Raw genomic sequence first — 23028 nt, forward strand, 5'->3', positions numbered from 1 at the left:
TCAGCGTTCGATGACGAGATCGCTGAGCGGCTTCGAGCAGCAGGGCAGGAAGAAGCCGGCGTCGATTTCCCTCTGGCGGATGCCGCCATTGTGGTTCATGTCGACCGCGCCTGAGGTGAGCTTCGACTTGCAGGTGCCGCAGACGCCATTGGCGCAGGAGGATGGTATCCTGACGCCCGCCTTCTTCGCGCAGGAGAGCACGCTCTGGTCGCCTGTGACCTCGATGCTGCGGGCCTGCTTGGAGAAGGTGACCTGAAAGACCCTGGCGGCCGCTTCCTGGATCGCGGGGATTTCAGGCTCGTCGATGACGGCAGCGTCGAAACTTTCTTCGAGATAATGGGGGGCGGGAACGCCGAGTTCGGCGGCAATGCCGCGCGCCGCCGCCATGAATGGGGCGGGGCCGCAGCACATCACCGTGCGATCGGCGATATCGGGAACCGCCAGTCTGAAATAATCCGCCGAAATGCGGCCGGTGAGGCCGGACCAGGAGGGTTCGCCCGCAACCGTTTCCGGCAGAAAATGCAGCCGCAGCCCTTTCAGCTTGCGGGCGATGCAGGCGAGTTCGTCGCGAAAGATCAGATCGAGCGGCGTGCGCGCGGCATGCATGAAGATGACGTCGGCAGGCTCGCAGCTGTCGGCGAGTTCACGCAGAATGGACATGACGGGGGTGATCCCCGAACCGCCGGAGAGCAGCAGAAGCTTCGGCTTTGCCGCCTCGGACCGGACGAAATGGCCGAGCGGGCCGTTCGCCTTGACCGACGCTCCCGGCACCAGCGTGTCGTGAAGCCAGTTGGAGATCTTGCCGCCCGGAACGCGCTTCACCGTTACCGAGAAGGCGTTCGTGCGATGCGGTGAAGAGGAGATGCTGTAGCAGCGGCTTTCAGCCTCTCCATTGTGCTCCAGGTCGAACAGGAAATATTGGCCGGCCTTGAAGGCGAACCGCTTCCCGCGAGGGGAGGCGAAGGTGAAGGTCTTGACGTCATGGGTCTCCTGCTGGACGTCGAGGCAGACGAGCGCATCGTCTTCCTCGGGATTCCAGACATCGTGACGGGCTGCCTTTGCGAGCGGCGCTTGCGGGTTCCTAGTATCCATGAGCGCGCATCCGGTCGATGTACCAGGTGGCGAACTTGTCGAGGTTCGCCTCGGAGAAGCGGGAATAGGGCCCCGGCTGATAAGCGGGATCGAGAGCGCCGGCATGGGAGCGGGCGACGAGGTCGGCGTCCTGATCCGTCGTTGCGACCCAGACATCCGTCAGCTTGTCGAGGTCGTAATCGACCCCTTCGACGGCGTCCTTGTGGACCAGCCACTTGGTGCGGACCAGCGTCTTGCCGGCCGAAAGCGGGATGACGGTTGCGACGACGGCATGGTCGCCCATGAAATGGTTCCAGCTGTTATGGCCCCAGAGATGGGTGTCGCCGAGATCCTTGCGGGTCATTTGCCCGAGGAGCTTGGAAGAGGCGGCGGTGGCGTCATGCGTCTGGGATTCGCCGGCGCCAGCGATGATCAGCCGCTGCGTGCGGAAATTGGTGGCGCAGTCGGCGAGCTGCTCGATGGCGGCGGATGGGAAGCCATCGGCTTCCCATGCCTGGGTGCGTTCCTCGTAGAGCCGGAAATGCTCCTCAGCCTGTTCGCGGTCTTCGGGGCTCAGCGTTTCGGGATCGAAGCCGAAATCGAGATCGACGAAGGAGACGCAGAGCTCGGGATGGTTCGCGGAGCAATGATAGCACTCGCGATTGTTCTCCATCGTCAGCTTCCAGTTGCCGTCCTCGATGACGTCGGTCTGGTGGGCGATCTTGGCATTGCGGATGTCGTAGGGCGCGAGACGGTCGACCATCGCCTGCTCGAGGCCGGCAATGTCCTCCGGCGGATTGTCGGACAGGCAGACATAGATCAGGCCGCCGATCGATTTGAAGGTAACCGGCTTCAGACCGTGACAGTCCTTGTCGAAATCCTTGCCCATGTGCGGGGCATAGCTGAGCTCGCCCGTCAGCTCATAGGTCCAGGTGTGATAGGGACAGACGAGCTTCGAAACGATCGTCTTGCCCGGGTTGAGAAGACGGGAGCCGCGATGGCGGCAGACATTGTGCAGCACGCGGATTTCGCCGTCGTCGTCGCGCAGGAGGATCAGGCTCGTCGTGCCGATGTCGACGACGGTGGCGTCGCCGGGCTCCGGAACATCGCAGTCGAGGCCGACACAGATCCAGTGCTTGTGGAAAAAGACATCGATATCCGCTTCGAACACGTCTTCTCTCACGTAGAGGCCGGCCGGCAGCGAATGGCCTTCCGCGCGGGAGTCGAGAAGTGCCGAAATGGAAGAAGGAAGCCTGTTTAGCATGAGAACCCCTTATGTGAGAGTTTCCCTAGATTGCGCTTGCAGCGCGGGGCTTTCAACGGCATAAAAAATCACGCTCACATAATATTTTCTCATGTGAAGAGGATTTCGAGATGCAGTTTCGAAGACGGCTGCCGTCGCTGACGGCGCTGGTGACGCTGGAAGCGGTGCTGCGCAGGAAAAGTTTCACGCTGGCAGCGACGGAGCTCGGCGTCACTCAGGCGGCCGTCAGCAGGCAGATTGCATCGCTAGAGGAGGAGCTCGGCCAGCCGCTGTTCCTGCGCAAGCACCGGGCGATCGAACCGACGCCGGCCTGCGTCAGCCTCGGCGCGACGCTGGCGAAGAGCTTTGCCGATATCGCGGAAAGCGTGGAAGCGATCCAGTCGCGCAGCCAGGACGTGGTGACGATCGGCGCGACCGTCGCCTTCTCTTCCTTCTGGCTGCTGCCGCGGCTTGCCGAATTCCGCCGGGCCAATCCCGGTATTCTGGTACGGGTCATATCCCAGGATAACCCGATCAGTCTGGATGACGGAGAGATCGACGTGGCGATCCGATACGGCGTGCCGCCCTTCAGCGATGGAACCGTCATTGCCTCGCGTGGCGACGTCGTCTGCCCGGTCTGCTCTCCCGACCACCTCCGGCGCCGGGGAAATGGCCCGCTCGGCTCCGCCGACGAATTCATCGAAACGGATGTGCTCGATCGTTCCTGGTATGGCTGGGCGCAATGGGTGTCGCTGACCGGCGGTAATATCGAAATCAAGCCATCGCTTCGCTTCAACCACTACACCGAAAGCATCGCGGCTGCGCGTGCGGGGCAGGGGATCGCTCTTGGCTGGCGCATGCTGATCGGCACCTTCCTGGAGGACGGAACCCTGGTGCCTGCTACGGAAACCGAGCTTGCCGCCGAAGGCCGCTACAACGTGATCGTGCCGATCAAAGCCAAGCGCAGCAATGCGCGCGATCTCGCCGCCGCTTGGCTGACGGCCTCGCTGCACGGTTGATCAGAGGCCGAGGCCTGGGGTCGCCGTTCGATGAACGCCCTTCGGAACGAAGGCGAACTGATCCGCCAGGCCGAGGAAATCGGCTGCCAGGTGAATGACCGAAAGCCACATTTCCGTTCCCTGCAGGCTCGGCTCGCCGCCGTCGGCGAATGGGAAACCCTCGCCATCCCGCCATCTGTCGAGCGCTCGGGAGATCAGGCCGCGGGCGATCGCCTCGCCATCGGTCCGGCGGTAATCGGTCTGCCGCCCGATCAGCAGGAGAGGATGGATCGTGTCGAGCAGGTTGCAGGCATTGTATTTCTCGGCAACGAAGCCTTTGTGGTTGCGATAATTCAGATGAACCGTCTCGAGCGCGGCATGCGGGTGCGGAAGCGGCATGCCGAACTGCGCGTAGGTGCCGCGCGTCAGGCGATAAAATCCATTCACCGGCTGGAGCCATCCCTCCAGTGCCGTCGGCTCGCCCCAGAGGCCGGAAACGCCGTTGGCATTGCGGCTCAGCCACTCGAAGAGCGCCTGTCGCGGCCCGCTGGTGCCGAAATACCTGGCGTTGAAATACATGGCGGTTCCGATGGCATCGACGACGCTGCCGGCATGCCATGCCCGGCTCGACCAGGGCAGGGCGCTCAGCCATTGCTCCAGCTCCGGAGCATCGATCTGAACCGCCGGGATTGGTTGCCGTGGCCCGGAGCCGAGCAGCTCGAGCGCATAGCCGACCGAAAGCACGTTGTAGAGCGCCTTCGGATCGTCTCTCAACGCCCGGCCCGGCACACGCGAATGCGCTTCCGGAAAGAGACCCGTCTCCCGATCCTGAAGACCCTGGAGTCGCTCGACGGTTTGCGCCGCATCGAGTCCGGGCGGCAGCTGATCGAAGCCGGCAGCGATCTCGATGGCGTCGCAGAGATGCCGGATCGCCGGCCGCCTGATCCCGTCGGCTTCCAGCGATTCATAGCCCTCAGGTGTTTTCCAGCGCGCAAGGATGTCAGGCCATTGCTCTTTCGCCTTCTGCCCGAGCCTGACCAGTCGATCTTCGACCTCTCCGTTGCCGGATTTCCTGGTGGGTGTGCCCCGGCTCCGCAGCACCTTTGCCGGTACGCCGCCGGCAATTGCAAGCGCAGGAATATCTTGCGTGACGACCGCCCCGGCAGCAATGACGGCGCCGTTGCCGATCGTGACGCCATCGAGGATCACGCAATTGGCACCGATCCAGACGTCGTCGCCGATCAAGATGCCGATGCTGACGACGCCCTGGCGATGGATGGGCCGATCGGGATCGTCGAATCCATGATTGAAGCCGACGATCGATGCATGCGAGGCAATCCGCACGCCGTTGCCGCACGTGACCCTGCCGGAAACGCAGGCATAAGGATTGATCGAGCAATCCTCGCCGAGGATCACATCGCCCCGCACGAGCGCATGCCCCGCAATCCAGGACCGCTCGCCCATCGCCAGGCTCTCGGTGAAGATCGCAGCATTTTCGGCGATATAGGAGGTTTCGGCCAATTCGGCGCCGCAGGATCGCCGGAGTTCTGCCTTGCGGGCGCAATGAGCGGGATGGTCGAGATCCTCCGCGATGCGCTCCCAGGGAAGATATTGCAGCCGGCGCGCTTCTCGCTGTTCATTCGCCGATAATGGGACGCTATTGGCTTGATCCATTTTGACCCTCGCACTCGGCTTCAGTCGCCGAATATCGGCTTAGCAGGACTGTCGGCAGCCGTCTTCCTTCACGAAAGGCTCGAGCCGAATTTGTCCCAGCCTTCCTTGATCGTCTCCATCGCGACGTTCGTCGAGGTGTTGGCAACATGGGGCAGCGTCGAGATGCGTTCGCCGAGAACGCGGCGGTAGCGGCCGATGTCGCGGGTGCGGATCTTGAGGAGATAATCGAACCGGCCGGCGATCATATGGCACTCTTCGACTTCCCGGATCTTCTTGATCGCTTCATTGAAGCTTTTCAGCGCATCCTCGCGGGTGTCGGAAAGTTTAACCTCGACGAAGGCGATGTGGTCGAGCTGCATTTTCGATGGATTGAGGACGGCCTTGAAGCCTTCGATATAGCCGTCGCTGATCAGCCGCTTGAAGCGGATCTGGCACGGCGTCTTCGACAATCCGACCCGCGCGGCGAGGTCGGTGATCGATAGCCTGCCGTCCTCGGCGAGCGCGGCGAGGATCTTTCTGTCGAATTGGTCCAATTCACTAAAGAAATCGGTTTCTGCAGCCATCTGAACTCTCACGGGTGAATTAATAAGTTCATACAGCCTGAAAATGGCGAAAATCAAGTAAGATCGCGATTTGTGCCTGTGATAGGTTATGTGCCGGCAGTGGAGGAACGCGTCCCACCGGCCGGCAGCTTGCCGGGACCGCTGTCGGCGCCGAACGCAAAATGGGGAGTGACATGCACAAGAAAGAGACGGGTGAGGATCAAAAGCCGGATCTGCTCGTTCACTATCGACCACTGGCGATAAAAGCCGTGGCGGCGGCATTCACCCTCAAGCGCGACAAGCCGGATGCGCGCCCGCTCCGCGAGACGGAATATTCCGGCCCGATTTTCACGGACGATGCCACCTGGGATGATGAGCCCGGTGTTCCATTTATCCGTTAGACGAAACATTCACTGATCAGGGATTTCCCATGTTGAACGCAGCGATCGACCCCGCATCCTCCAAAGAACCTACCGGCGGCGCGCCGTTCGCCGCTTTTGCGCCGCCGATCCGGCCGCAATCGGAACTTCGCCAGGCGATCACGGCAGCCTATCGCCGTCCGGAAACCGAATGCCTGCCGCCGCTCGTTGCGGCCGCGCGCGTTTCCGAGGCGAAACGCTATGACATCCGCAGCACCGCTCGCACGCTGATCGAAGCCTTGCGCGCCAAGCACAAGGGCACCGGCGTCGAAGGGCTGGTGCAGGAATATTCGCTTTCCAGCCAGGAAGGCGTGGCGCTGATGTGCCTTGCCGAGGCGCTACTGCGCATTCCCGATACCGACACCCGCGACGCGCTGATCCGCGACAAGATCGCCGAGGGCAACTGGACCTCGCATATCGGCGGCGGCAAATCGATGTTCGTCAACGCCGCCACCTGGGGCCTCGTCGTCACCGGCAAGCTGACGTCGACGGTCAACGCCCGCAGCCTGTCGGCAGCGCTGACGCGGCTGATCGCACGGGCCGGCGAACCGGTCATCCGTCGCGGCGTCGATATGGCGATGCGCATGATGGGCGAGCAGTTCGTCACCGGCGAGACGATCGAGGAGGCGCTGAAGCGCGCCCGGCCGCTCGAAGCGCGGGGCTTCCGCTATTCCTACGACATGCTGGGCGAGGCCGCGACGACGGCCGCCGACGCCGAGCGTTATTTCAAGGATTATGAAAAGGCGATCCACGCCATCGGCAAGGCCTCGAACGGACGCGGCATCTATGACGGCCCGGGTATTTCGATCAAGCTTTCGGCGCTGCACCCCCGCTATGTCAGGGCGCAGGCCGGTCGCGTGATGGGAGAATTGCTGCCCAAGGTCAAGGCGCTGGCCGTTCTCGCCAAGACCTATGATATCGGCCTCAATATCGATGCCGAGGAGGCCGATCGGCTGGAGCTTTCGCTCGATCTGCTCGAGGAGCTCTGCTTCGCGCCGGAGCTTGCCGGATGGAACGGGCTCGGCTTCGTCGTGCAGGCCTATGGCAAGCGCTGCCCCTTGGTGCTCGATTACATCATCGATCTCGCCCGCCGCTCCGGGCGCCGGATGATGGTCCGTCTGGTCAAGGGGGCCTATTGGGACGCAGAAATCAAGCGCGCCCAGCTGGATGGCCTCGACGACTATCCCGTTTATACCCGCAAGATCTACACCGACGTCGCCTATATCGCCTGCGCGCGCAAGCTGCTCGGTGCGCCGGATGCGGTTTTCCCGCAGTTCGCGACCCACAATGCGCAGACGCTGGCGACGATCTATCATCTCGCCGGTCCCGATTTCGCGGTCGGCAAATACGAGTTCCAGTGCCTGCACGGCATGGGCGAGCCGCTCTATGACGAGGTCGTCGGCAAGGAAAAGCTCGACCGGCCCTGCCGCATCTATGCGCCAGTCGGAACCCATGAGACGTTGCTCGCCTATCTGGTGCGCCGCCTCCTCGAGAACGGCGCCAACTCCTCCTTCGTGCACCGCATCTCCGATCCGAACGTTTCGGTCGAGGCGCTGATCGCCGATCCCGCCGAGACCGTTGCGGCCATGCCCGTCGTCGGCGCTCCTCATGTGCAGATCGCTGCGCCGAAGGCGCTCTACGGCCATGCCCGCGCCAATTCGGACGGGCTCGATCTCTCGAACGAGGCGACGCTGACGGATCTGGCGCAGGCGCTCGCCGCCACGGCCGCGAGCCCGTGGCATGTGCTTCCGATCCTCGCCGATGGCACCACCGACGGAGTAACACGCGACGTTCTCAATCCTGCCGATCACCGCGACGTCGTCGGCACGGTCACCGAGTTAAAAGTCGAGGAGGCGGCCCGTATCGTTGCGATGGCGGCCGACTATGCACCGCAATGGGCGGCCGTGCCGCCGGCCGAACGGGCGGCCTGCCTGGAGCGGGCGGCCGACATCATGCAGGCCCGGATCAAAACCCTGATGGGCATCGTCATGCGCGAGGCCGGCAAATCCGCGGCCAACGCCGTCGGCGAAGTGCGTGAGGCGATCGATTTCCTGCGCTATTACGCCGAACAGGCGCGCAAGACCCTTGGGCCCTCCCACGCGCCGCTTGGGCCTATCGTCTGCATCAGCCCGTGGAATTTCCCGCTGGCGATCTTCACCGGGCAGGTGGCCGCGGCGCTGGTGGCCGGCAATCCCGTGCTGGCCAAGCCCGCCGGCGTGACGCCGATCATCGCCTCGGAGAGCGTCAAGATTCTCCACGAGGCGGGCGTGCCGGTCGGCGCTCTGCAATTCGTGCCCGGCAGCGGCCGGCTCGGCGCCGGCATGGTCGGGGCTCCGGAAACCGCCGGCGTCATGTTTACCGGCTCGACCGAGGTCGCCCGCATGATCCAGGCGCAGCTGGCCGAACGGCTGTCGTCGAGCGGCAAACCGATCCCGCTGATCGCCGAAACCGGCGGTCAAAACGGCATGATCGTTGATTCCTCGGCACTGGCCGAGCAGGTCGTGGCCGACGTCATTGCCTCCGCTTTCGACAGCGCCGGCCAGCGCTGCTCGGCGCTCAGGGTCCTGTGCCTTCAGGACGATGTCGCCGACAGGACGCTTGCCATGTTGAAGGGCGCCTTCCGTGAACTGACGGTCGGCCGTACCGATCGCCTGAGCGTCGATGTCGGCCCCGTCATCAACGACGGCGCCAAGGCCGAGATCGACCAGCATATCGAGCAGATGCGCGGCTCCGGCTGCAAGGTGGAGCAGCTGGCGCTGCCCGCAAGTGCGGCGGCGGGCACTTTCGTTCCGCCGACAATCATCGAGATTAAGTCGCTGTCGGATCTGACCAAGGAGGTCTTCGGACCGGTCCTGCATGTCTACCGCTTCAAGAGAAACGGACTCGACCGCCTGATCGACGACATCAATGCCTCGGGCTACGGCCTCACATTCGGACTTCACACGCGGCTTGACGAAACCATCGTGCATGTGACGAGCCGCATCAAGGCCGGCAACCTCTACGTCAACCGCAACATCATCGGCGCCGTCGTCGGCGTCCAGCCTTTCGGCGGCCGCGGCCTGTCGGGAACGGGTCCGAAGGCAGGCGGTCCGCTCTATATCGGCCGCCTGGTGCAGCGCGCCCCGGTGCCGCCGCAGCAGGATTCGGTTCATACGGACCTTGCCCTGCGCGACTACATCGTCTGGCTCGACAAGAAGGGCCTGTCGGGCGAAGGGGAGGCGGCGCGCGGTTATGCCGGCCGCTCGGCACTTGGGCTCGAACGCGAGCTCACCGGCCCGGTCGGCGAGCGCAATCTTTACGCGCTGCATCCGCGCGGCCGCATTCTGCTCGTGCCGCAGACGGAGAGCGGGCTCTATCGCCAGATCGCCGCAGCCCTTGCAACGGGCAATCATGTCGCGGTGGATGCCGGTTCCCTCTCGAAATCGGTGCTTGCCGATCTTCCGGCGGCGGTCGCCAGCCGCATTTCCTGGACCTCGGACTGGGAAAAAGACGGGCCTTTCTCGGGCGCGCTCGTCGAGGGGGATCGCGACAGGGTCCACGCGGTCAACAAAAGGATTGCGGCTTTGCCCGGTCCGCTTCTCCTGGTTCAGGCCGCCACGAGCGAAGAGCTTGCCAGCGATCCTGAGGCCTATTGTCTGAACTGGCTGTTGGAAGAGGTCTCGACCTCGATCAATACCGCCGCTGCCGGCGGCAATGCCAGCCTGATGGCGATCGGCTGACCGAAACCGACGAGGGCGTCAAAAGTCCGCCCTCAAGGCCGCTGACAGAGCCCTCTTTCGTCATGCTCGGGCTTGTGCCGAGGATCTGGCTTCCGTCGATAGGGCAGCAGATCCTCGGCACAAGGCCGAGGATGACGTCGAGGAAAGGGCGAGGTTGCCAGAAAATCGCGGCAGAAGAGCCAGAAAAAATATGCCTTCGGTCATCTTCGCGAACAAACTCGACACTATTGACCATTCTTTTAATAGTTATGCCTATCGTGATGGCCTCGGGCGCAGCCGCCGACTGGAACGGGTCTATTCGCATATAAGCGTGCTGTTGCATGGTGGGCGCCGGAGTTAAGAGCCGAATTTCCTGGGCGGGGGCCACCATTTCATGTCGTTGATTGATCGTCTGTTGCAGCGTATGCGGATCGTGACGAAGGTCCTCTTCTTCGTGGTGCCTCTCGTCATCCTCATCGCGGGCATCGGCCTGTTCGGTTATTTCACGGCTGGTACGCTGAATGGCCAGATGACCCTGACCCGGCAGACGATCGATACGCTTTCCAGTTTCCAGCAGCTGCGATCCTCGCTCACCGCCTTTACCGATCTTCCGACACCGGCCACGCGCGATCGGCTGGTCGCCAGCATCGCCGATCAGCAGAAGGGTGCGGCGACGCTCGATGCCATGTTGATCGATCCCGCCCAGAAACAGCAGATCTCCGCCGTGCGCGAACTCGGCGGCAAGATGCAGGGCGGCGCCGACACGCTCTGGGCGGTGGCGCAGGAGCGTGCCAATACCGAACTGGCGATCGATGGGGCGGTGACGCAACTTTTCAAGGAAAGCCAGACCGCCCGCAAGCAGCTCGACGTTCTTCAGGACCAGGCCAATGGCAAGGAGGCCTTCGTCCGGGCGCTTCTTCTCGACGCCTCGGCCTACAAAAATCTCTCGGGACGCATTGCGAAATTGCGCAAGGCGACCACAGCCGCAGCCGACCCTCAGAAGCTTGCCCAGGCCATCGGCAGCCTTCTGCCACCGCTCGTCAAGGAAGTCGGCGAGGGTGAGGCGCTTGGCTCCGATAAGGCGAAAAGCCAGATCGCCCCGCTGAAGCCGGTTCTGGACAAGCTTGCCGCGATGGCCAAGGACAGCGCCAATCTGTCGCTCGACGGTTATGCTCCCGTCGACCAGGATCTGCAGCGTTTCGAGGAGCAGTTTGCAAAACTTGCTTCCGGTAATGCGGATACAGCGATCGAGCGCTTTGTCGGCATGGATGCGAGCATAGCAACGCTTCGCTCGATGGTGGCGATCGTCAATGCCGCGTTCAAATCGATCGACGATCTGCGACTGCACCTGAGCGAACTGAATAGGCGGGTCGATGCCGAGTCGCGCGATGCGGTTCTGGTGGATCTGAAGGCCTTGCGCGAAAGCGCTGCAAAGCTCGAGCCCCTGAGCGGCAAGAACGCCGCTTTGAAGGATCTTGCCAAGAAGATCGAGCCTTCCCTTGCCCTGATCGAAAAGGGGACCTCGGCACTGATATCGATCGCGGATCAATGGCAGGGCAGCAAGCAGGCAGCGACCGAGCTGGTGGCGGCCGCAAGCCACACGCTCGAACAGTTCGTCAGCACCGCGCAGGAGAGCGGCAAGGAAATCAGCCAGCGCTCGGCCACTATGTCGCTCTCGGCCATGATTGCCGGCACGGTGCTTGCCATCATCGGCGGACTGATGCTGATCGAGACGCTGCGCGGCCCGCTGAAGCGGATCACCCAGACGATGACGAGACTTGCCGCCGGCGATCTCAATGTTCCGATCGGCGATGGCAAGCGCGGCGATGAAATCGGCGACATGATCCGCTCCGTGACGGTCTTCCGCGACCAGGCGCTCGAAAAGACGAGGCTCGAAGAGGTCGCTGAAGCGAACAGGGCGCGGGACGAACAGGAACAGGCCAGCCGCGCAGCCGAGCAGGCACGCATCGAAGCCGAGCAGAGCGAGGCCCTGGACGCCCTCTCCGACATGCTCGGCAAACTCGCCGACGGCAACCTCGCTGCCGTGATGAGCGAGGAGCTGGCCGCCGATTATGTCGCGATGGCCAGGACCTACAACCAGGCGATCGATGCGCTGCGCCGCACACTCGCCGAGGTCCGCAACACCACCTATGAAATCGCCGAGGGCAGCACCAATCTTTCGGGTGCGGCCGACGACCTGGCGCGGCGCACGGAACAGCAGGCGGCTGCTCTCGAAGACAGTTCACGCGTGCTCGGCGAGCTGACCGCCAGCGTGCGTACGACGGCGGAAAATGCGCGCCAGACATCGGTGTCCGTCGCCGAGGCGCACCGGCAGGCAGAGCATTCCGCGGCCGTCGTCGCCAAGGCGGTCGACGCCATGGACGCCATCAACCGGTCGTCGGACAAGGTCACCAGCATCATCGGCGTGATCGACGAGATCGCCTTCCAGACCAATCTTCTCGCATTGAATGCCGGCGTCGAGGCGGCGCGGGCTGGAGAGGCGGGCAGGGGCTTTGCCGTTGTCGCACAGGAGGTGCGCGAGCTCGCACAGCGTTGCGCCACCGCTGCGCGCGAGATCAAGGGTCTTATCTCCAACAGCGCATCGCAGGTCGGCACCGGCGTCAAGCTCGTCGAGGAGACCGGCCAGGCGCTGGCGGCGATCATGGAGCACTTCACCTCGATCAACGGGCTGGTGCAGGTCATTTCGACGGCCACGAGCACCCAGTACAAGGGGATCGACGAGGTCAACAACGCCGTTCGCGACATCGAGCATATCACCCAGCACAATGCCGCCATGGTCGAGGAAAACACCGCCGAAATTCACCGGCTGCGGCAGCAGGTGGAACTGCTGAACGAACGCATCTCCCGCTTCCAGACCGCCGACGCCCGCAGAGCCTCAACGGCCGCCAGCCAGCGGATCGCCCTGGCCTCCTGAGGGGATATCGTTGGCTGTCCCGCGGACCGAGCCTTAGAAATCGGCGACCTTGCCCCAGGCCGAGGTCGCAAAGCGGTAGGGATGATAGGGCCGTGGATCGACAATCGGCTCGTCGCCGGTGACGATATCGGCAATCAGATGACCGGCGCCGGGTCCGATGCCGAAGCCGTGGCCGCTGAAGCCCGCAGCGAGGATGAAACCCGGAAGGGCGGCGGTCTCGCCGATCGCCGGCACGCCGTCCGGCGTGCTGTCGATATAACCCGCCCAGGCCGCGTTGATGTCGGTGTTCTTCAAGGCGGGCAGAAGCTCGAGCGCCCGCGCATGCGTGAGTGCAATGGTGGCCTCGTCTACCGCCGGGTCGAGGATGCGCATGCGTTCCATCGGCGTCTTGCTGTCGAGCCGCCAGCGCGCCAGCGATTCATGGCCCGAGCGAAATCCCTCCAATCCGCCGGGTGCGAGGCTTCGCCAGCGTCGGGCGAACATCGGGAGGAACTGCCGCGCGAAACGCAACTGCTGCGCGGTGGGATCAATGCGGCCGCGGCCGCTGATCGCAAGCGTGTAACCGCCGTCGCCGCGACGTGTCACGGAAACCGCGGATGTATGCAGGGCATCCGGCAGGCCGGTGGCACCCGGTGAAACCGAGAGGATCGACGAGCGGATCGAGGCTTGTGGAAATCGGATGCCGAGCTGCCGGCAGAAGGAGGAGGCCCAGGCGCCACCGGCGAGGATCGCGATTTTTGTCCGGATCGTGCCATGCTCCGTGACAACGCCCGAAAGCCTGCCGCCTTCGATCTCGACGCCGCGGGCCGCACAGGACTGATGCACCGTGCCGCCGAGCTTGACGATCGCACGCGCGACGGCCGGCGCCGCATTTGCCGGATCGGCGGTGCCGTCGGTCGGTGAAAACACCCCGCCTTTCCACACGGCGCCGGTCGCACGCCCGCGTTCGGTCGCCTCCGCGCTGCTCAGCATATGCGTCGTGACGCCGACCGACCGGGCGAACTCGCCCCAACGAGCCCAGCCGGAAAGCTCCTCGTCGCTGTTGCTGAGATAGAAGAGACCGCAGCGGCGGAAGCCGGTGTCCTCGCCGGTTTCGGCAGCGAAGCGCTCCCACAAATCGAGGCTCTTCGTCGACATCGGCAATTCACGGGCGTCGCGGTTCTGCTGGCGGCACCAGCCCCAGTTGCGGCTCGATTGCTCCGCGCCGACAAGGCCTTTCTCGACCAGGGCGACCTTCAATCCGCGACGTGCCAGATAATAGGCGGCGAAAACGCCGACGATGCCGCCGCCGATCACCACCGCATCGGCGGCGGCGGGCGGCAGTGGTGTGGTGTCGACGCGCGTGAGCGGTGCGGGCATGGCATGGTCTCCGGTTCAGGGCTAGTCTAACGGATCCGAAGCCGCGCCTTTGCCGGAGATCGGCCGGCGGCAGCAGAAGATTCTGTCTTGCGGGGAGTCCGACAGCCGTTTGTGCTTCTCGATATCCCGCAATCTGATCGACACCGCCTTGGTATATGTTAAGCTCGACGCTGGAAAGCCGCAGCATAATCTGCTGCGTCGTTGGCGATCTCTAGCACACGAAGGCGCGTGATGAAACTCGACCGGATCGACATAAAAATCCTCTACGAACTGCAGAAGAATGGCCGCGTCACCAATGTAGAACTCGCCGAGCTGGTCAATCTGTCGCCGAGCCCGTGCCTGATGCGCGTGAAGAAGCTGCAATCCGAAGGCTACATCGAAGGCTATTCGGCTCAGATCAATGTCAGCAAGCTCGGGCAGACGCTGACCGTGTTCACCGAGATCACCCTGAAGAACCATCGGCAGATCGACTTTGCCCGTTTCCTTGCGGCGATCGAGAAGGTCGACCAGGTGATCGAATGCCATCTGGTCTCGGGCGGTTATGACTACCTCTTGAAATTCGTCACCGCCGGCATCGACGAATATCAGACGATCATGGAGCGGCTCACCGATATGGATGTCGGCATCGACAAATATTTCAGCTTCGTCGTCCTGAAATCGCCGATCATCAAAGCCCACATGCCGCTGACCACCTTGTTTCCGCATTAATGCATGTCGCCCCGGAAGCGTGCCGCGGTGCCGCCGTGGGCATTCCACAGAGCGTAAACTGCGCGAAGGATGAGTTGGTCCAATCACGCGGCGGAAATCTGCTCAGCAGATCTAGATTCTAAAACCGGCGGCTTGAGTCAATCTCTGCGCTTTCAAAAAGGGGATCAAGGGCAATCCTGCCACCGCCGTACACGACCAGAGTCAATGCCATGGCAGCCCAGGGAAGATGGAAGTTGGCCCAGCCGTCCGGTATGGTGAGTTGGATCACTGCCGTCATCACGAGCAGGCCAAGTGCCGCGTAGCGGGTGCCAAGACCGAGCACCAATAGGACGGGCAGGACAAGTTCGGCAATTCCGGCCGCTGCCGCCATGGTCACCGGCATAGGGTAGGGAAATTGATTGCCGAATATGTGCAGCTTGAATTCCTGTTCGAACAGATATCTGGCGCCGGTCGAGAGGGCCAGAAATCCGTCCCACTTTGTCAGCCCCGATTTGAAGAACGGGATCGCCAGGCCGACTCGCAGCGCCAGAAGCGGCAGCGACGTTGGAACAGAGGCGAGCAGGCGCTCGGCCCGACGATGAAGAGCGATAAGCGCGGCGCCGCGGCCGCGAAAGGAAGCAAGGTCGATATTCACGGAAGGTTTCCTTCAATAGGTTCAAAAGCGCTGAATGCGCCAAGGCCGAGCAGACCGACGAACGCTGATCCAAAATCGAAATCGGGGGCGGCGGCGAACGCCGCTTGCGCCGCCTCGACGATGGTCGCGCCATCTAGGAGGAGGGCCACGAATGCGGCATCGCGCGGCGGTATGATATGGACTTCGACGTGCATCGCCGGCCGCACGACCAGCACGGCCTCCGCCTGCCGGCCGGCGACCGGCGCCAGGGTCTCGCCCTGATGGGCGCTCCAGATGGCGCCGGCTGGAAAATCCGACTGGATGAGCCGGGCCGAGGGATGCGGGACGAGCGCCACTTCGGCAAGTCGTTCCGGTGCCATGCCCGCGAATGCGGTGACCGTGAGCGGCCGGCTATCCGCGGCATGATAGGCGCGGGTCCAGGCGACCTCAATTCGCGCCACATCGGGCAAATAGGCGAGAGCTGCCGCGGGCGGGAACGCTGCGATGAAATCCGGAAAATCGTCGCCATAGTGCATAATCAGCGGCGAGGCGGGCTTGTGATCTGCGGCATAGGCACGGGCCATGCCGGCGAAAAAGTCGGAGCCGACAAGCCGCTTCGTTATCGGGAAGCGCTGGCCGAGTGCCGTCGTCAGCCCGACATAGACATTGTTGCGGTAGACGGCGAAGCGTGATGAATCGGCTACGCCCCGGGCGGTGGTGATGCCTGGTGGAAGTGGCCGGCCCGGATGAAGCAGCGCGTCGGCAAAGGCATCCTGGCTTTCGATGAAACTCATGGTCATGCCACCCGGATTGTGCCGCGAACCAGGGCCGCCTCGATCAGCATGGCATCGGCGCGAACCGCTTCCGCGTGAAGGGTGGCAAATTCCGGTACGTTATTGTCCCATTCGATCAAGGTCGGCAAAGCGCCGGTCATCGCCAGCGTGTGCCGGTAAAGCTCTACGACGCCGGTTTTGACAGCAGTACCGTGAGCGTCAATTAAAAGCCGGTCGCCGGCGCCGTCGACAGTTTCGTCATAGCCCGCCAAATGAATTTCACCCACTCGCTCGACCGGAAAGCGGTCGATATAGGCTACCGCATCAAGCCGATGGTTCACGGCCGAAACCATGACATTGTTGACGTCGAGCAACAGCCCACAACCGGTGCGGTCGGCGATTTCCGTCAAGAAATCTACTTCGTCGATCGTGCTCTCAGCGAACAACACGTAGGTCGACGGATTTTCGAGCAGCATTTGCCGGCCGAGCCATTGCTGAGTCTCGTCGACATGGTCGACCACCCTTGCCAAGGTCTCGGGCGTATAGGGCAAAGGCAGGAGGTCGTTGAGGAAGCCGGTGTCGTGGGTCGACCAGGCGAGATGCTCCGAAAAGCTCTGCGGCCGGTAACGGTCGATGAGGCCGCGAAGCCGCTTCAAATGTTCCTTGTCGAGATCGCGCGCAACACCAATGGATAGGCCTACGCCGTGGAGCGACAACGGATAGCGGTCGGCGACCGCCTCAAGGTAGCGGTGCGGCGGGCCACCGGCACCCATGTAATTTTCGGCATGGACCTCGAAAAAACCGACATCCGGCCTGTTGGCGAGAATGGTTTCGTAATGCTCCGGCTTGAGGCCAAGGCCGGCGCGTGGCGGCAAGACGGTGGCTCGGTTTGCGGAAACGGCCATTGCTATTCTCCCGATATCGGCGGATGAGGCGGAGGCCCGACAGCCCGGGCCTCCGGTCGGGCTCAGCCCTTCATGGGTTCCAACATGCCCTTATGGCCGTCGACATTCATCGAGGTGCAGGTGCCGGCGGGGACCGCCTTCCAGGCGTTGCCTTGATAGTCGACCGTTGAGGTGCCTGCGCAGGTGGTGCCGGGGCCGGCCGCGCAATCGTTCTGGCCTTTTAGCGCGATACCATAGCATTTCTCGTTGCCAACCATCTTCTCGGGGGCAAGCGGTGCAGCGTAGGACGCGGATGCGATTGCACTGGCGAGCGAGCCGGCGAGGGCGAGCGTGAGCGTGGAACGGTTCATGAATGATCTCCTCTTTAACGCAGGCCGATCATCGGCTGCGTAACCACTCATTCGTTCCGGAGAGTTCCGAAGTTACGTCGGGCCGCGAACACAAGTTCGTGATGTCAGCGTCTGCCGGGGAGTCGCAGTTTTCCAGCACGACCCGACCCGGTGCGCGCTTGATCTGGCAACCGCGTCGCTATGGCTTCGAGGCAGGCATTCCGGCGGCTACGATTATCTGTTGAAATTCGTCACCGCCGGTATCGACGAATACCGGGCGACCATGGAGCGGCTCACCGACATGGATGTCGGCATCGACAAATATTTCAGCTTCGTCGTCCTGAAGTCGCCGATCATCAAAGCCCATATGCCGCTGACCACTTTGTTTCCACATTAGAGAGCGCGCATTGCGCCGGCATTTATGATCCGCACTTGGCCTCCTCTGTGACAGCTGTCGCAACACTCGGCAGGTGTGGCTGGGTCGTGGAGAGATTTCGAAATTATCGGCTAAAACAACGCTTTGTTCGGCAACGCCGCCTTCCGCATTGCCTTAATCTCGGGTGACACAACGATCCACCCCTCAACCTGGCCGCTGCCCTATCGCGCTCGGAAGCAGTCTACCCCCCCGCCTCGTAGATTCAGAACCGCCTCCCAAAGAAGGAAGATGACATGTCACTGCTGGTCACCATCGACACCGATCCGGATTTCACTCCAAAGGATGCGATCCCCGGACCGGAGCGGCTCATTTCGGGCAATCCCTTTTTCAAGACCTGGGCCCAGGATGCGTCCAAGGGAGAGAAGGTGTTAACCGGCGTCTGGGAAGCGACGCCCGGCGAGCATCATTCGATCAAGGGAACGACCTACGAATTCTGCCACATCATTTCGGGTCTCGTAGAAATCGAGGAGAAGGGCGGGGAGACGAAAACCTACCGTGCTGGTGACAGCTTCGTCATGAAGCCGGGTTTCGTCGGTGTTTGGCGCACGATCGAGACTGTCCGCAAAATCTATCTTTGTGTTTACGAGTGACCCGCAAAACTCAGGTGCGCCCGATGGCGCACCTGTGAATTCGCGATGGGCGACTTCGGGAATTTGAACCGCCGCGATGGCGCGCCTCCTCAATAGCCTATATCGATGATCTGCCCGCTCTTGTAATGCTGCCGGGCTCGCGAGCAGCTCCTTCGGTGCCCGCATCAGAATGGCCCACTGCGATCTGCGAACGCTCCATGAGGCTCTCGCCGGCGCGGCGAGATGATCGCGGCGACAATGCCCCGACGACAGCGGCAGGGGAGATCAGTAGTCCTGCGCACCATCGGAAGCTCTTTCAACGAATCCGGCGACGGCGACGATGGCTGTCTCCGTGTGCGGCAAGGCGGCCAGTTCGCCAAGTGTCACGGGTTTGACGGGAGGGCGCAGTCGATGGTAGCCGACCTCGCCGGCCGCAACGCCACGGCATTGCGCCAGCAGTTCAACCGCAGTCAGACCGCACAGCCGGCCTTGACACGGTCCCATTCCACATCGGGTGAACGCCTTCATTTGGTTAGGGCCCGGCACGCCGAGCGCCGCAACTTCACGCAGCTTGCCAGCCGTAATTTCCTCACAGCGGCAGACGATGGTGCCGTCGTCTTCTGGCACACGACACGTTTTGGCGGGTCGGAACCGATGCTCTATGAAACTCCTGCCTCTGATGGCGCGCGCGAGCTTTCGTGCGAGTTCGTTGCGGCGCTGTTCGTAGACACCCTGACCAATTCGATTGAGATCGAGCGCTGCAGTCAGGCCCGCCAACTCACCTTGGTGAGCCGAGGCAACCGCCCCGACAATTCCCGCCGCATCACCGGCGATCGAGACCCCCGGAACCGAACTTGCGCCGCGAATGTCGACGGCCGGGCGGAAGGCTGCCAGGCGCTCGTCCCAGACGTAGTCGCATCCGGCTGCCAGCGCGAGATTGAGGTTGGGCACGATCCCCTGATGCAGAAGGAGCAGGTCGCCTTCGACGTGCAGGGACTTGTCGCCGCGATGAAGCCGCAAGCCGCTGAATTGTCCGGAACCAACCGCCTCGACCGCGGTCGCTCCGCGGATGACACGGGTTCGACGGTGAACCTCCCAGAGGAGCTTCAGGCCCTTGAGGGCATAGGGCGACGCGGCAAAGCCAAGCACGTGAGGCAGGGCAAAGCGCCAGTTTTCGACCGGCGTGGTATCGACGACCGCTATCACGGACACGCCTGCCCGGAGAAGTTGGCTTGCCAGCAAGTACAGCAGCGGCCCGGTCCCGGCGAGGATGGTTCGCCCGGACGGCACGAGACCCGACGACTTCATCAGGATCTGCGCCGCCCCCGCCGTCATGACCCCGGGCATGGTCCACCCCGGGAATGGGAACGGACGCTCGAGCGCGCCGGTCGCGAGGATCACGCGATGGGCTGCGATCGGTCGAGCGATGCCTCCGAGCGAGATCCCGACCTCGAGCCCATGCGCGCCGTCGCCAGTTTCCTCGTCGGCAGGCCCGACGCTCCAGACTGTCGCCCGACGGGCATAGCTCAAGTCTGCCGCCAGAAACCGCTCTGTGATCATCCGACCGGCAGCGTAGTCTGGCCCCATGCGCGCGAGATCGGCGTTCGAAGCCCTGTCGACCGACCGATAGATCTGGCCACCGGGAGATTCGTTTTCGTCGGCCAGCAATACGGTGATGCCGTGGGCCGACGCTTCAACGGCTGCCGCGAGGCCGGCAGGCCCCGCGCCAACTATGATCAGGTCGTAGGCAGGTGCGAGATCAGCGGCAGAGTGAATGTTCCGGATCATGCTTCCTGTCCCACCACGGCGGCGCCATCCTGCGTTTCGACCCGCATGCCCTCTTCCACGGTGATCAGGCAAGCCTGTCGGTTCGCCCGGTCGTCGATCTTAACGAGGCACTCGAAGCACACGCCCATCATGCAATAAGGACCGCGGGCAGCGCCGGAAACCGGAGAGCGGCGGGTGGTGCAATGTCCGGCAGCCAGCAGTGCAGCGGCGACGCTGTCGCCGCTGCAGGCGGTGGTCGGCGTGCCGTTGAATGTGAAGGAGACAGAACTCTCCGTTCTGTCAGGCAGCCGCTGGAACACGGAACCTCCGGGAATGAAAGACGGAGAGATCTGCGCAGAGCTCGCCAGCCGAAATTTGCCGTGGCAGGACCAGCGCATGGTTCGCCGCCAGCGTCACGCCGGAATGGCAGGCGAATGCAAACGCACCTGGAAACCTCTCCGATTGCTCGTAAATGGGGTAGCCGTCCGTCGTCACCACACGGAATGCCGCCCAGGTCCGCACCGCCTTCACATCCCTCAGAAGTGGGAATGTGCGCACAGCGCGTTCGGCCATGACTGCGGAAATCGGCCCTCGCGGCCGCTGGTGATCGATTGTCGCTTCCTTGCTCTCCCCGATCAGCACTGAGCCCTCGTCTGTCTGCCGCAGGTAGCCGGTGGCATGGCTGAGGAAGGGCTTCAGCCGCTCGGTGACGATAATTTGGCCGCGGCTGGGCGTGAGCGGAACGTTCAGCCCAACCATCGGGGCGAGCGCGGTGTTGCCGATGCCGGCCGCAAGCACAATCTTGCCGGAAGTCAGCGTCCACCCGTCCCCAGACAATTCGAATGCGCCGGCCCTGTGGTGTATCGCCGTCGTCTTCCGATGCGGCAGATAATGAACGCCACGCTGCTGCAGCGCCTTGTGAAAGGCCGCGAACAGCCGCAGCGGGTTGACGTGTCCATCGAGAGGACTGAAAATCGCGCCTGCCACGGTCTCCCCGACCAGTGGCAAGCGGCGGCGTGTCTCCGCCTGATCGAGTATCTCATATTCGAGCGGCGGAGTACCTTCCGCCTCCATTCCCGGCTGGGTGGCGAGCTTCGCCATGGATGCGATCCCGCGCTGCAGCTCCGTTGGCGTGAGCCGAATCGAGAAACCGCCCGATTGGATGAAGCCAGTGTCGATGCCGGTTTCTGCCTTGAGCTCGGCTGCCAGTCGATGCCAGTTCGCCGTCGAGGTTCGCGACCACCGCGAATAGGCGGCATTGCCGAGGCCCTTGCTTGAGCTCCAGACGAGACCGAAATTTGCCCGGGCGGCCCTGTTTGCCAAGTCGCCTTCGTCGACGATTGCGACCCTTTGTCCGCATCTCGACAGGCCCCAGGCTATCGATACGCCTACCAGCCCGCCGCCGATGACGATTAGGTCGTAATCCATTCCGCTAGCTTCCCCCAGGCACCCCACGGCTTTCTCCGGATTTGGCCTCACGATCAGATTGCGCCGACTTTGACCTTCGAACCGTCAAGGAGGCGCGACAGGCGGAAGGGGGTGGGGTCAACACAGGGTGTATCATTGGCAACCAGGTCGGCCGCCAGGCGGCCGATGCCCGGGCCAAGGCCGAAGCCATGGCCGGAGCAGCCCGCGGCCAAATAGAGCCCTTTCACACCGTCGGCCGGCGAGATGACCGGCACCGCATCCGGCGTGAAATCCACGTAGGCTCCCCAGCTGTCGGCGAGTTCGACTCCCGTCAATGCAGGAAACTGCTCGCTGACCCGTTTCAAAATAGCCGCAATCGTGCGGCGGCTCGGTGGCGGGTCAAGAACGCGCATCCGCTCGAAGGCCGATAGTTTACTCTTGCTCAAGCTTCCGAATGCTTCCGGCCCCTGGAGGAAGGATTTGCCGATGCCGAACTGCACCGCTTTCAGACGCTTCATGAACATCGGCATGAACCAGCGGGCATAGCGAATGCCTTGTGGGGTGATGTCGAGCATCGCCCTGCCGCTGATCGCAAGCGTGTAGCTGCCATCCAACCGGCGGGTCAGCGCGCAGTCCGGCGTATAGATCGCCTCGCCCACATTCGCTGTGGGCCGCGTACGAAGCGCTGTCTGGCGCACGCTTGCCTGCGGGAACAGAACTCCGTGCTGGCGACAGAACATGGACGTCCAGGCACCTCCGGCGCAGAGAACGGCTTGGGTCCGGATTGTTCCCTTTTCTGTGATCACCCCGGCTACTGCTCCATTCGTCAGATCAAGACCTCGCGCAGCGCACTCCTGATGGACCGTCGCTCCAAGTTTGCGAGCGCCCTCAGCGATCGTCGGCGCGGCGATGGCGGGCTCGCCCTTGCCATCGTCAATCGAATGAACCCCGCCGAGCCATCGGCGACCATTTGCCGGGATTGCGGCAGCCGCTTCCGCGGCACCAAGCATCTTCGTGTTGACGTTGAACTGGCGGGCCGTATGACGCCATGCTTCCCATTCCGCCAATTGCTGCGGATTGTCGGTAGCGTAGAGCAAGCCGCATCGACGGAAACCGACGTCCTCGCCAATTTTGGATTCAAACTCACCCCAGAGCCGCAGCGCGACACCCGAGAGCGGCAACTCCCGCTCATCCCGGTTCTGCTGGCGGCACCAACCCCAGTTGCGGCTCGACTGCTCGCAGCCGACATGGCCTTTTTCGACCAGAGCGACCGACAGTCCCCGCTCAGCTAGAAAGAAAGCCGCCGTTGCGCCAATGATGCCGCCGCCGATGACGACGACATCCGCCGTGGCGGGGAGTTCTTCATCGCTGTGTATTCGTTTGAGGAGTGGAGACATGGAGGCTGACCTGAACTGATTTGGAACCGACTTATACGGCACTGTTTCTGCCTCTCCGGCAGAAGCATCTGAGCCGATGACGGCTATCGTATCGAGTTGAAATGGCGGTGCGAGCCGGCCGCAAATGCGGTGGGCTGGGGCAGACTGCCTGGATCAAAGTTTGGTGTCATGCGCGTCCTCGAAGT

Annotated in this window: 19 protein-coding genes and 1 pseudogene; 7 read left to right on the plus strand and 13 right to left on the minus strand. The window is 62.9% G+C overall.

The genetic code is table 11. The annotated features are described in order from the left end of the window. Both CO655_RS09165 and CO655_RS09170 read right to left on the minus strand, forming a co-directional pair. Positions 1-1092, minus strand: a complete 1092-nt coding sequence (locus CO655_RS09165; protein WP_097664422.1) for a hybrid-cluster NAD(P)-dependent oxidoreductase — start codon at positions 1090-1092, stop codon at positions 1-3. Continuing rightward, the gene (locus CO655_RS09170) at positions 1082-2335 is read right to left on the minus strand and encodes an aromatic ring-hydroxylating dioxygenase subunit alpha (RefSeq protein WP_097664424.1); all 1254 of its coding nucleotides are present in this window, start codon (positions 2333-2335) and stop codon (positions 1082-1084) included. The genes CO655_RS09165 and CO655_RS09170 overlap by 11 nt, the downstream gene beginning before the upstream one ends. Before the next feature lie 110 nt (positions 2336-2445). Here CO655_RS09170 and CO655_RS09175 point away from each other — a divergent pair, with 110 nt between their 5' ends. Beyond that, positions 2446-3333, plus strand: a complete 888-nt coding sequence (locus CO655_RS09175; protein ID WP_097608720.1) for a LysR substrate-binding domain-containing protein — start codon at positions 2446-2448, stop codon at positions 3331-3333. On the opposite strand, the gene CO655_RS09180 is transcribed toward CO655_RS09175, so the two are convergent. Together CO655_RS09180 and CO655_RS09185 are read right to left on the minus strand one after the other, a co-directional pair. Beyond that, positions 3334-4986: an acyltransferase gene (locus CO655_RS09180; protein WP_097664425.1), complete on the minus strand. Its 1653-nt coding sequence runs from the start codon at positions 4984-4986 to the stop codon at positions 3334-3336. Between the two features lie 68 nt (positions 4987-5054). Continuing rightward, positions 5055-5549: an Lrp/AsnC ligand binding domain-containing protein gene (locus CO655_RS09185; RefSeq protein WP_097608722.1), complete on the minus strand. Its 495-nt coding sequence runs from the start codon at positions 5547-5549 to the stop codon at positions 5055-5057. Positions 5550-5722: 173 nt separating this feature from the next. On the opposite strand from CO655_RS09185, the gene CO655_RS09190 reads away from it, so the two are divergent. The 3 genes from CO655_RS09190 to CO655_RS09200 all read left to right on the plus strand — a co-directional run bounded on the left by CO655_RS09190 (position 5723) and on the right by CO655_RS09200 (position 12580). Continuing rightward, positions 5723-5929, plus strand: coding sequence for a hypothetical protein (locus CO655_RS09190; protein ID WP_097608723.1), 207 nt, complete (start codon positions 5723-5725; stop codon positions 5927-5929). A 29-nt stretch (positions 5930-5958) separates the two neighbouring features. Further along, positions 5959-9666: a trifunctional transcriptional regulator/proline dehydrogenase/L-glutamate gamma-semialdehyde dehydrogenase gene (gene putA / locus CO655_RS09195; RefSeq protein WP_097664426.1), complete on the plus strand. Its 3708-nt coding sequence runs from the start codon at positions 5959-5961 to the stop codon at positions 9664-9666. A 373-nt stretch (positions 9667-10039) separates the two neighbouring features. Further along, a complete protein-coding gene (locus CO655_RS09200) occupies positions 10040-12580 on the plus strand; it encodes a HAMP domain-containing methyl-accepting chemotaxis protein (protein ID WP_097664427.1) in 2541 nt (846 codons plus the stop codon). Positions 12581-12613: 33 nt separating this feature from the next. Here CO655_RS09200 and CO655_RS09205 read toward each other — a convergent pair whose 3' ends face one another. Then, a complete protein-coding gene (locus CO655_RS09205) occupies positions 12614-13939 on the minus strand; it encodes an FAD-binding oxidoreductase (RefSeq protein WP_097664428.1) in 1326 nt (441 codons plus the stop codon). Positions 13940-14170: 231 nt separating this feature from the next. Here CO655_RS09205 and CO655_RS09210 point away from each other — a divergent pair, with 231 nt between their 5' ends. Continuing rightward, a complete protein-coding gene (locus CO655_RS09210; RefSeq protein WP_004679019.1) occupies positions 14171-14647 on the plus strand; it encodes an Lrp/AsnC family transcriptional regulator in 477 nt (158 codons plus the stop codon). A gap of 118 nt (positions 14648-14765) precedes the next feature. On the opposite strand, the gene CO655_RS09215 is transcribed toward CO655_RS09210, so the two are convergent. The 4 genes from CO655_RS09215 to CO655_RS09230 all read right to left on the minus strand — a co-directional run bounded on the left by CO655_RS09215 (position 14766) and on the right by CO655_RS09230 (position 17288). Further along, positions 14766-15281: a DoxX family protein gene (locus CO655_RS09215; protein ID WP_097608727.1), complete on the minus strand. Its 516-nt coding sequence runs from the start codon at positions 15279-15281 to the stop codon at positions 14766-14768. Beyond that, complete coding sequence (locus CO655_RS09220; RefSeq protein WP_097664429.1) at positions 15278-16060, minus strand: DNA-binding domain-containing protein; 783 nt, start codon at positions 16058-16060, stop codon at positions 15278-15280. Before CO655_RS09220 ends, CO655_RS09215 begins: the two co-directional genes overlap by 4 nt. Then, complete coding sequence (locus CO655_RS09225) at positions 16057-16938, minus strand: DUF692 domain-containing protein (protein ID WP_097664430.1); 882 nt, start codon at positions 16936-16938, stop codon at positions 16057-16059. The genes CO655_RS09220 and CO655_RS09225 overlap by 4 nt, the downstream gene beginning before the upstream one ends. Before the next feature lie 62 nt (positions 16939-17000). After that, positions 17001-17288 (minus strand): DUF2282 domain-containing protein, encoded by a 288-nt coding sequence (locus CO655_RS09230; RefSeq protein ID WP_097608730.1) that lies wholly within the window; start codon positions 17286-17288, stop codon positions 17001-17003. 199 nt (positions 17289-17487) lie between these two features. Between CO655_RS09230 and CO655_RS09235 the strand changes: the two are divergent. Both CO655_RS09235 and CO655_RS09240 read left to right on the plus strand, forming a co-directional pair. Beyond that, a pseudogene (locus tag CO655_RS09235) lies at positions 17488-17664 on the plus strand (Lrp/AsnC family transcriptional regulator); the annotation flags it as partial. Between the two features lie 272 nt (positions 17665-17936). Then, positions 17937-18293: a cupin domain-containing protein gene (locus CO655_RS09240; RefSeq protein WP_064685941.1), complete on the plus strand. Its 357-nt coding sequence runs from the start codon at positions 17937-17939 to the stop codon at positions 18291-18293. Between the two features lie 264 nt (positions 18294-18557). Here the strand turns inward: CO655_RS09240 and CO655_RS09245 are convergent, their stop codons facing one another. From CO655_RS09245 to CO655_RS09260, 4 genes are read right to left on the minus strand one after another with little or no spacing between them, the layout of a single operon-like run. Then, entirely contained in the window at positions 18558-20060 is a 1503-nt protein-coding gene (locus tag CO655_RS09245; RefSeq protein WP_097664431.1) for an NAD(P)/FAD-dependent oxidoreductase, read from the minus strand. Further along, positions 20057-20359 carry a (2Fe-2S)-binding protein gene (locus CO655_RS09250; RefSeq protein WP_097664432.1) on the minus strand — a complete coding sequence of 101 codons (303 nt, stop codon included), beginning with the start codon at positions 20357-20359 and terminating at the stop codon, positions 20057-20059. The genes CO655_RS09245 and CO655_RS09250 overlap by 4 nt, the downstream gene beginning before the upstream one ends. Continuing rightward, entirely contained in the window at positions 20340-21467 is a 1128-nt protein-coding gene (locus CO655_RS09255) for an FAD-dependent oxidoreductase (protein ID WP_097664433.1), read from the minus strand. Before CO655_RS09255 ends, CO655_RS09250 begins: the two co-directional genes overlap by 20 nt. A 53-nt stretch (positions 21468-21520) precedes the next feature. Further along, the gene (locus CO655_RS09260; protein WP_097664434.1) at positions 21521-22843 is read right to left on the minus strand and encodes an FAD-binding oxidoreductase; all 1323 of its coding nucleotides are present in this window, start codon (positions 22841-22843) and stop codon (positions 21521-21523) included. Positions 22844-23028 lie beyond the last annotated feature (185 nt).

Source organism: Rhizobium sp. M1, from assembly GCF_002531805.1.
GTDB classification, from domain to species: domain Bacteria; phylum Pseudomonadota; class Alphaproteobacteria; order Rhizobiales; family Rhizobiaceae; genus Rhizobium; species Rhizobium etli_C.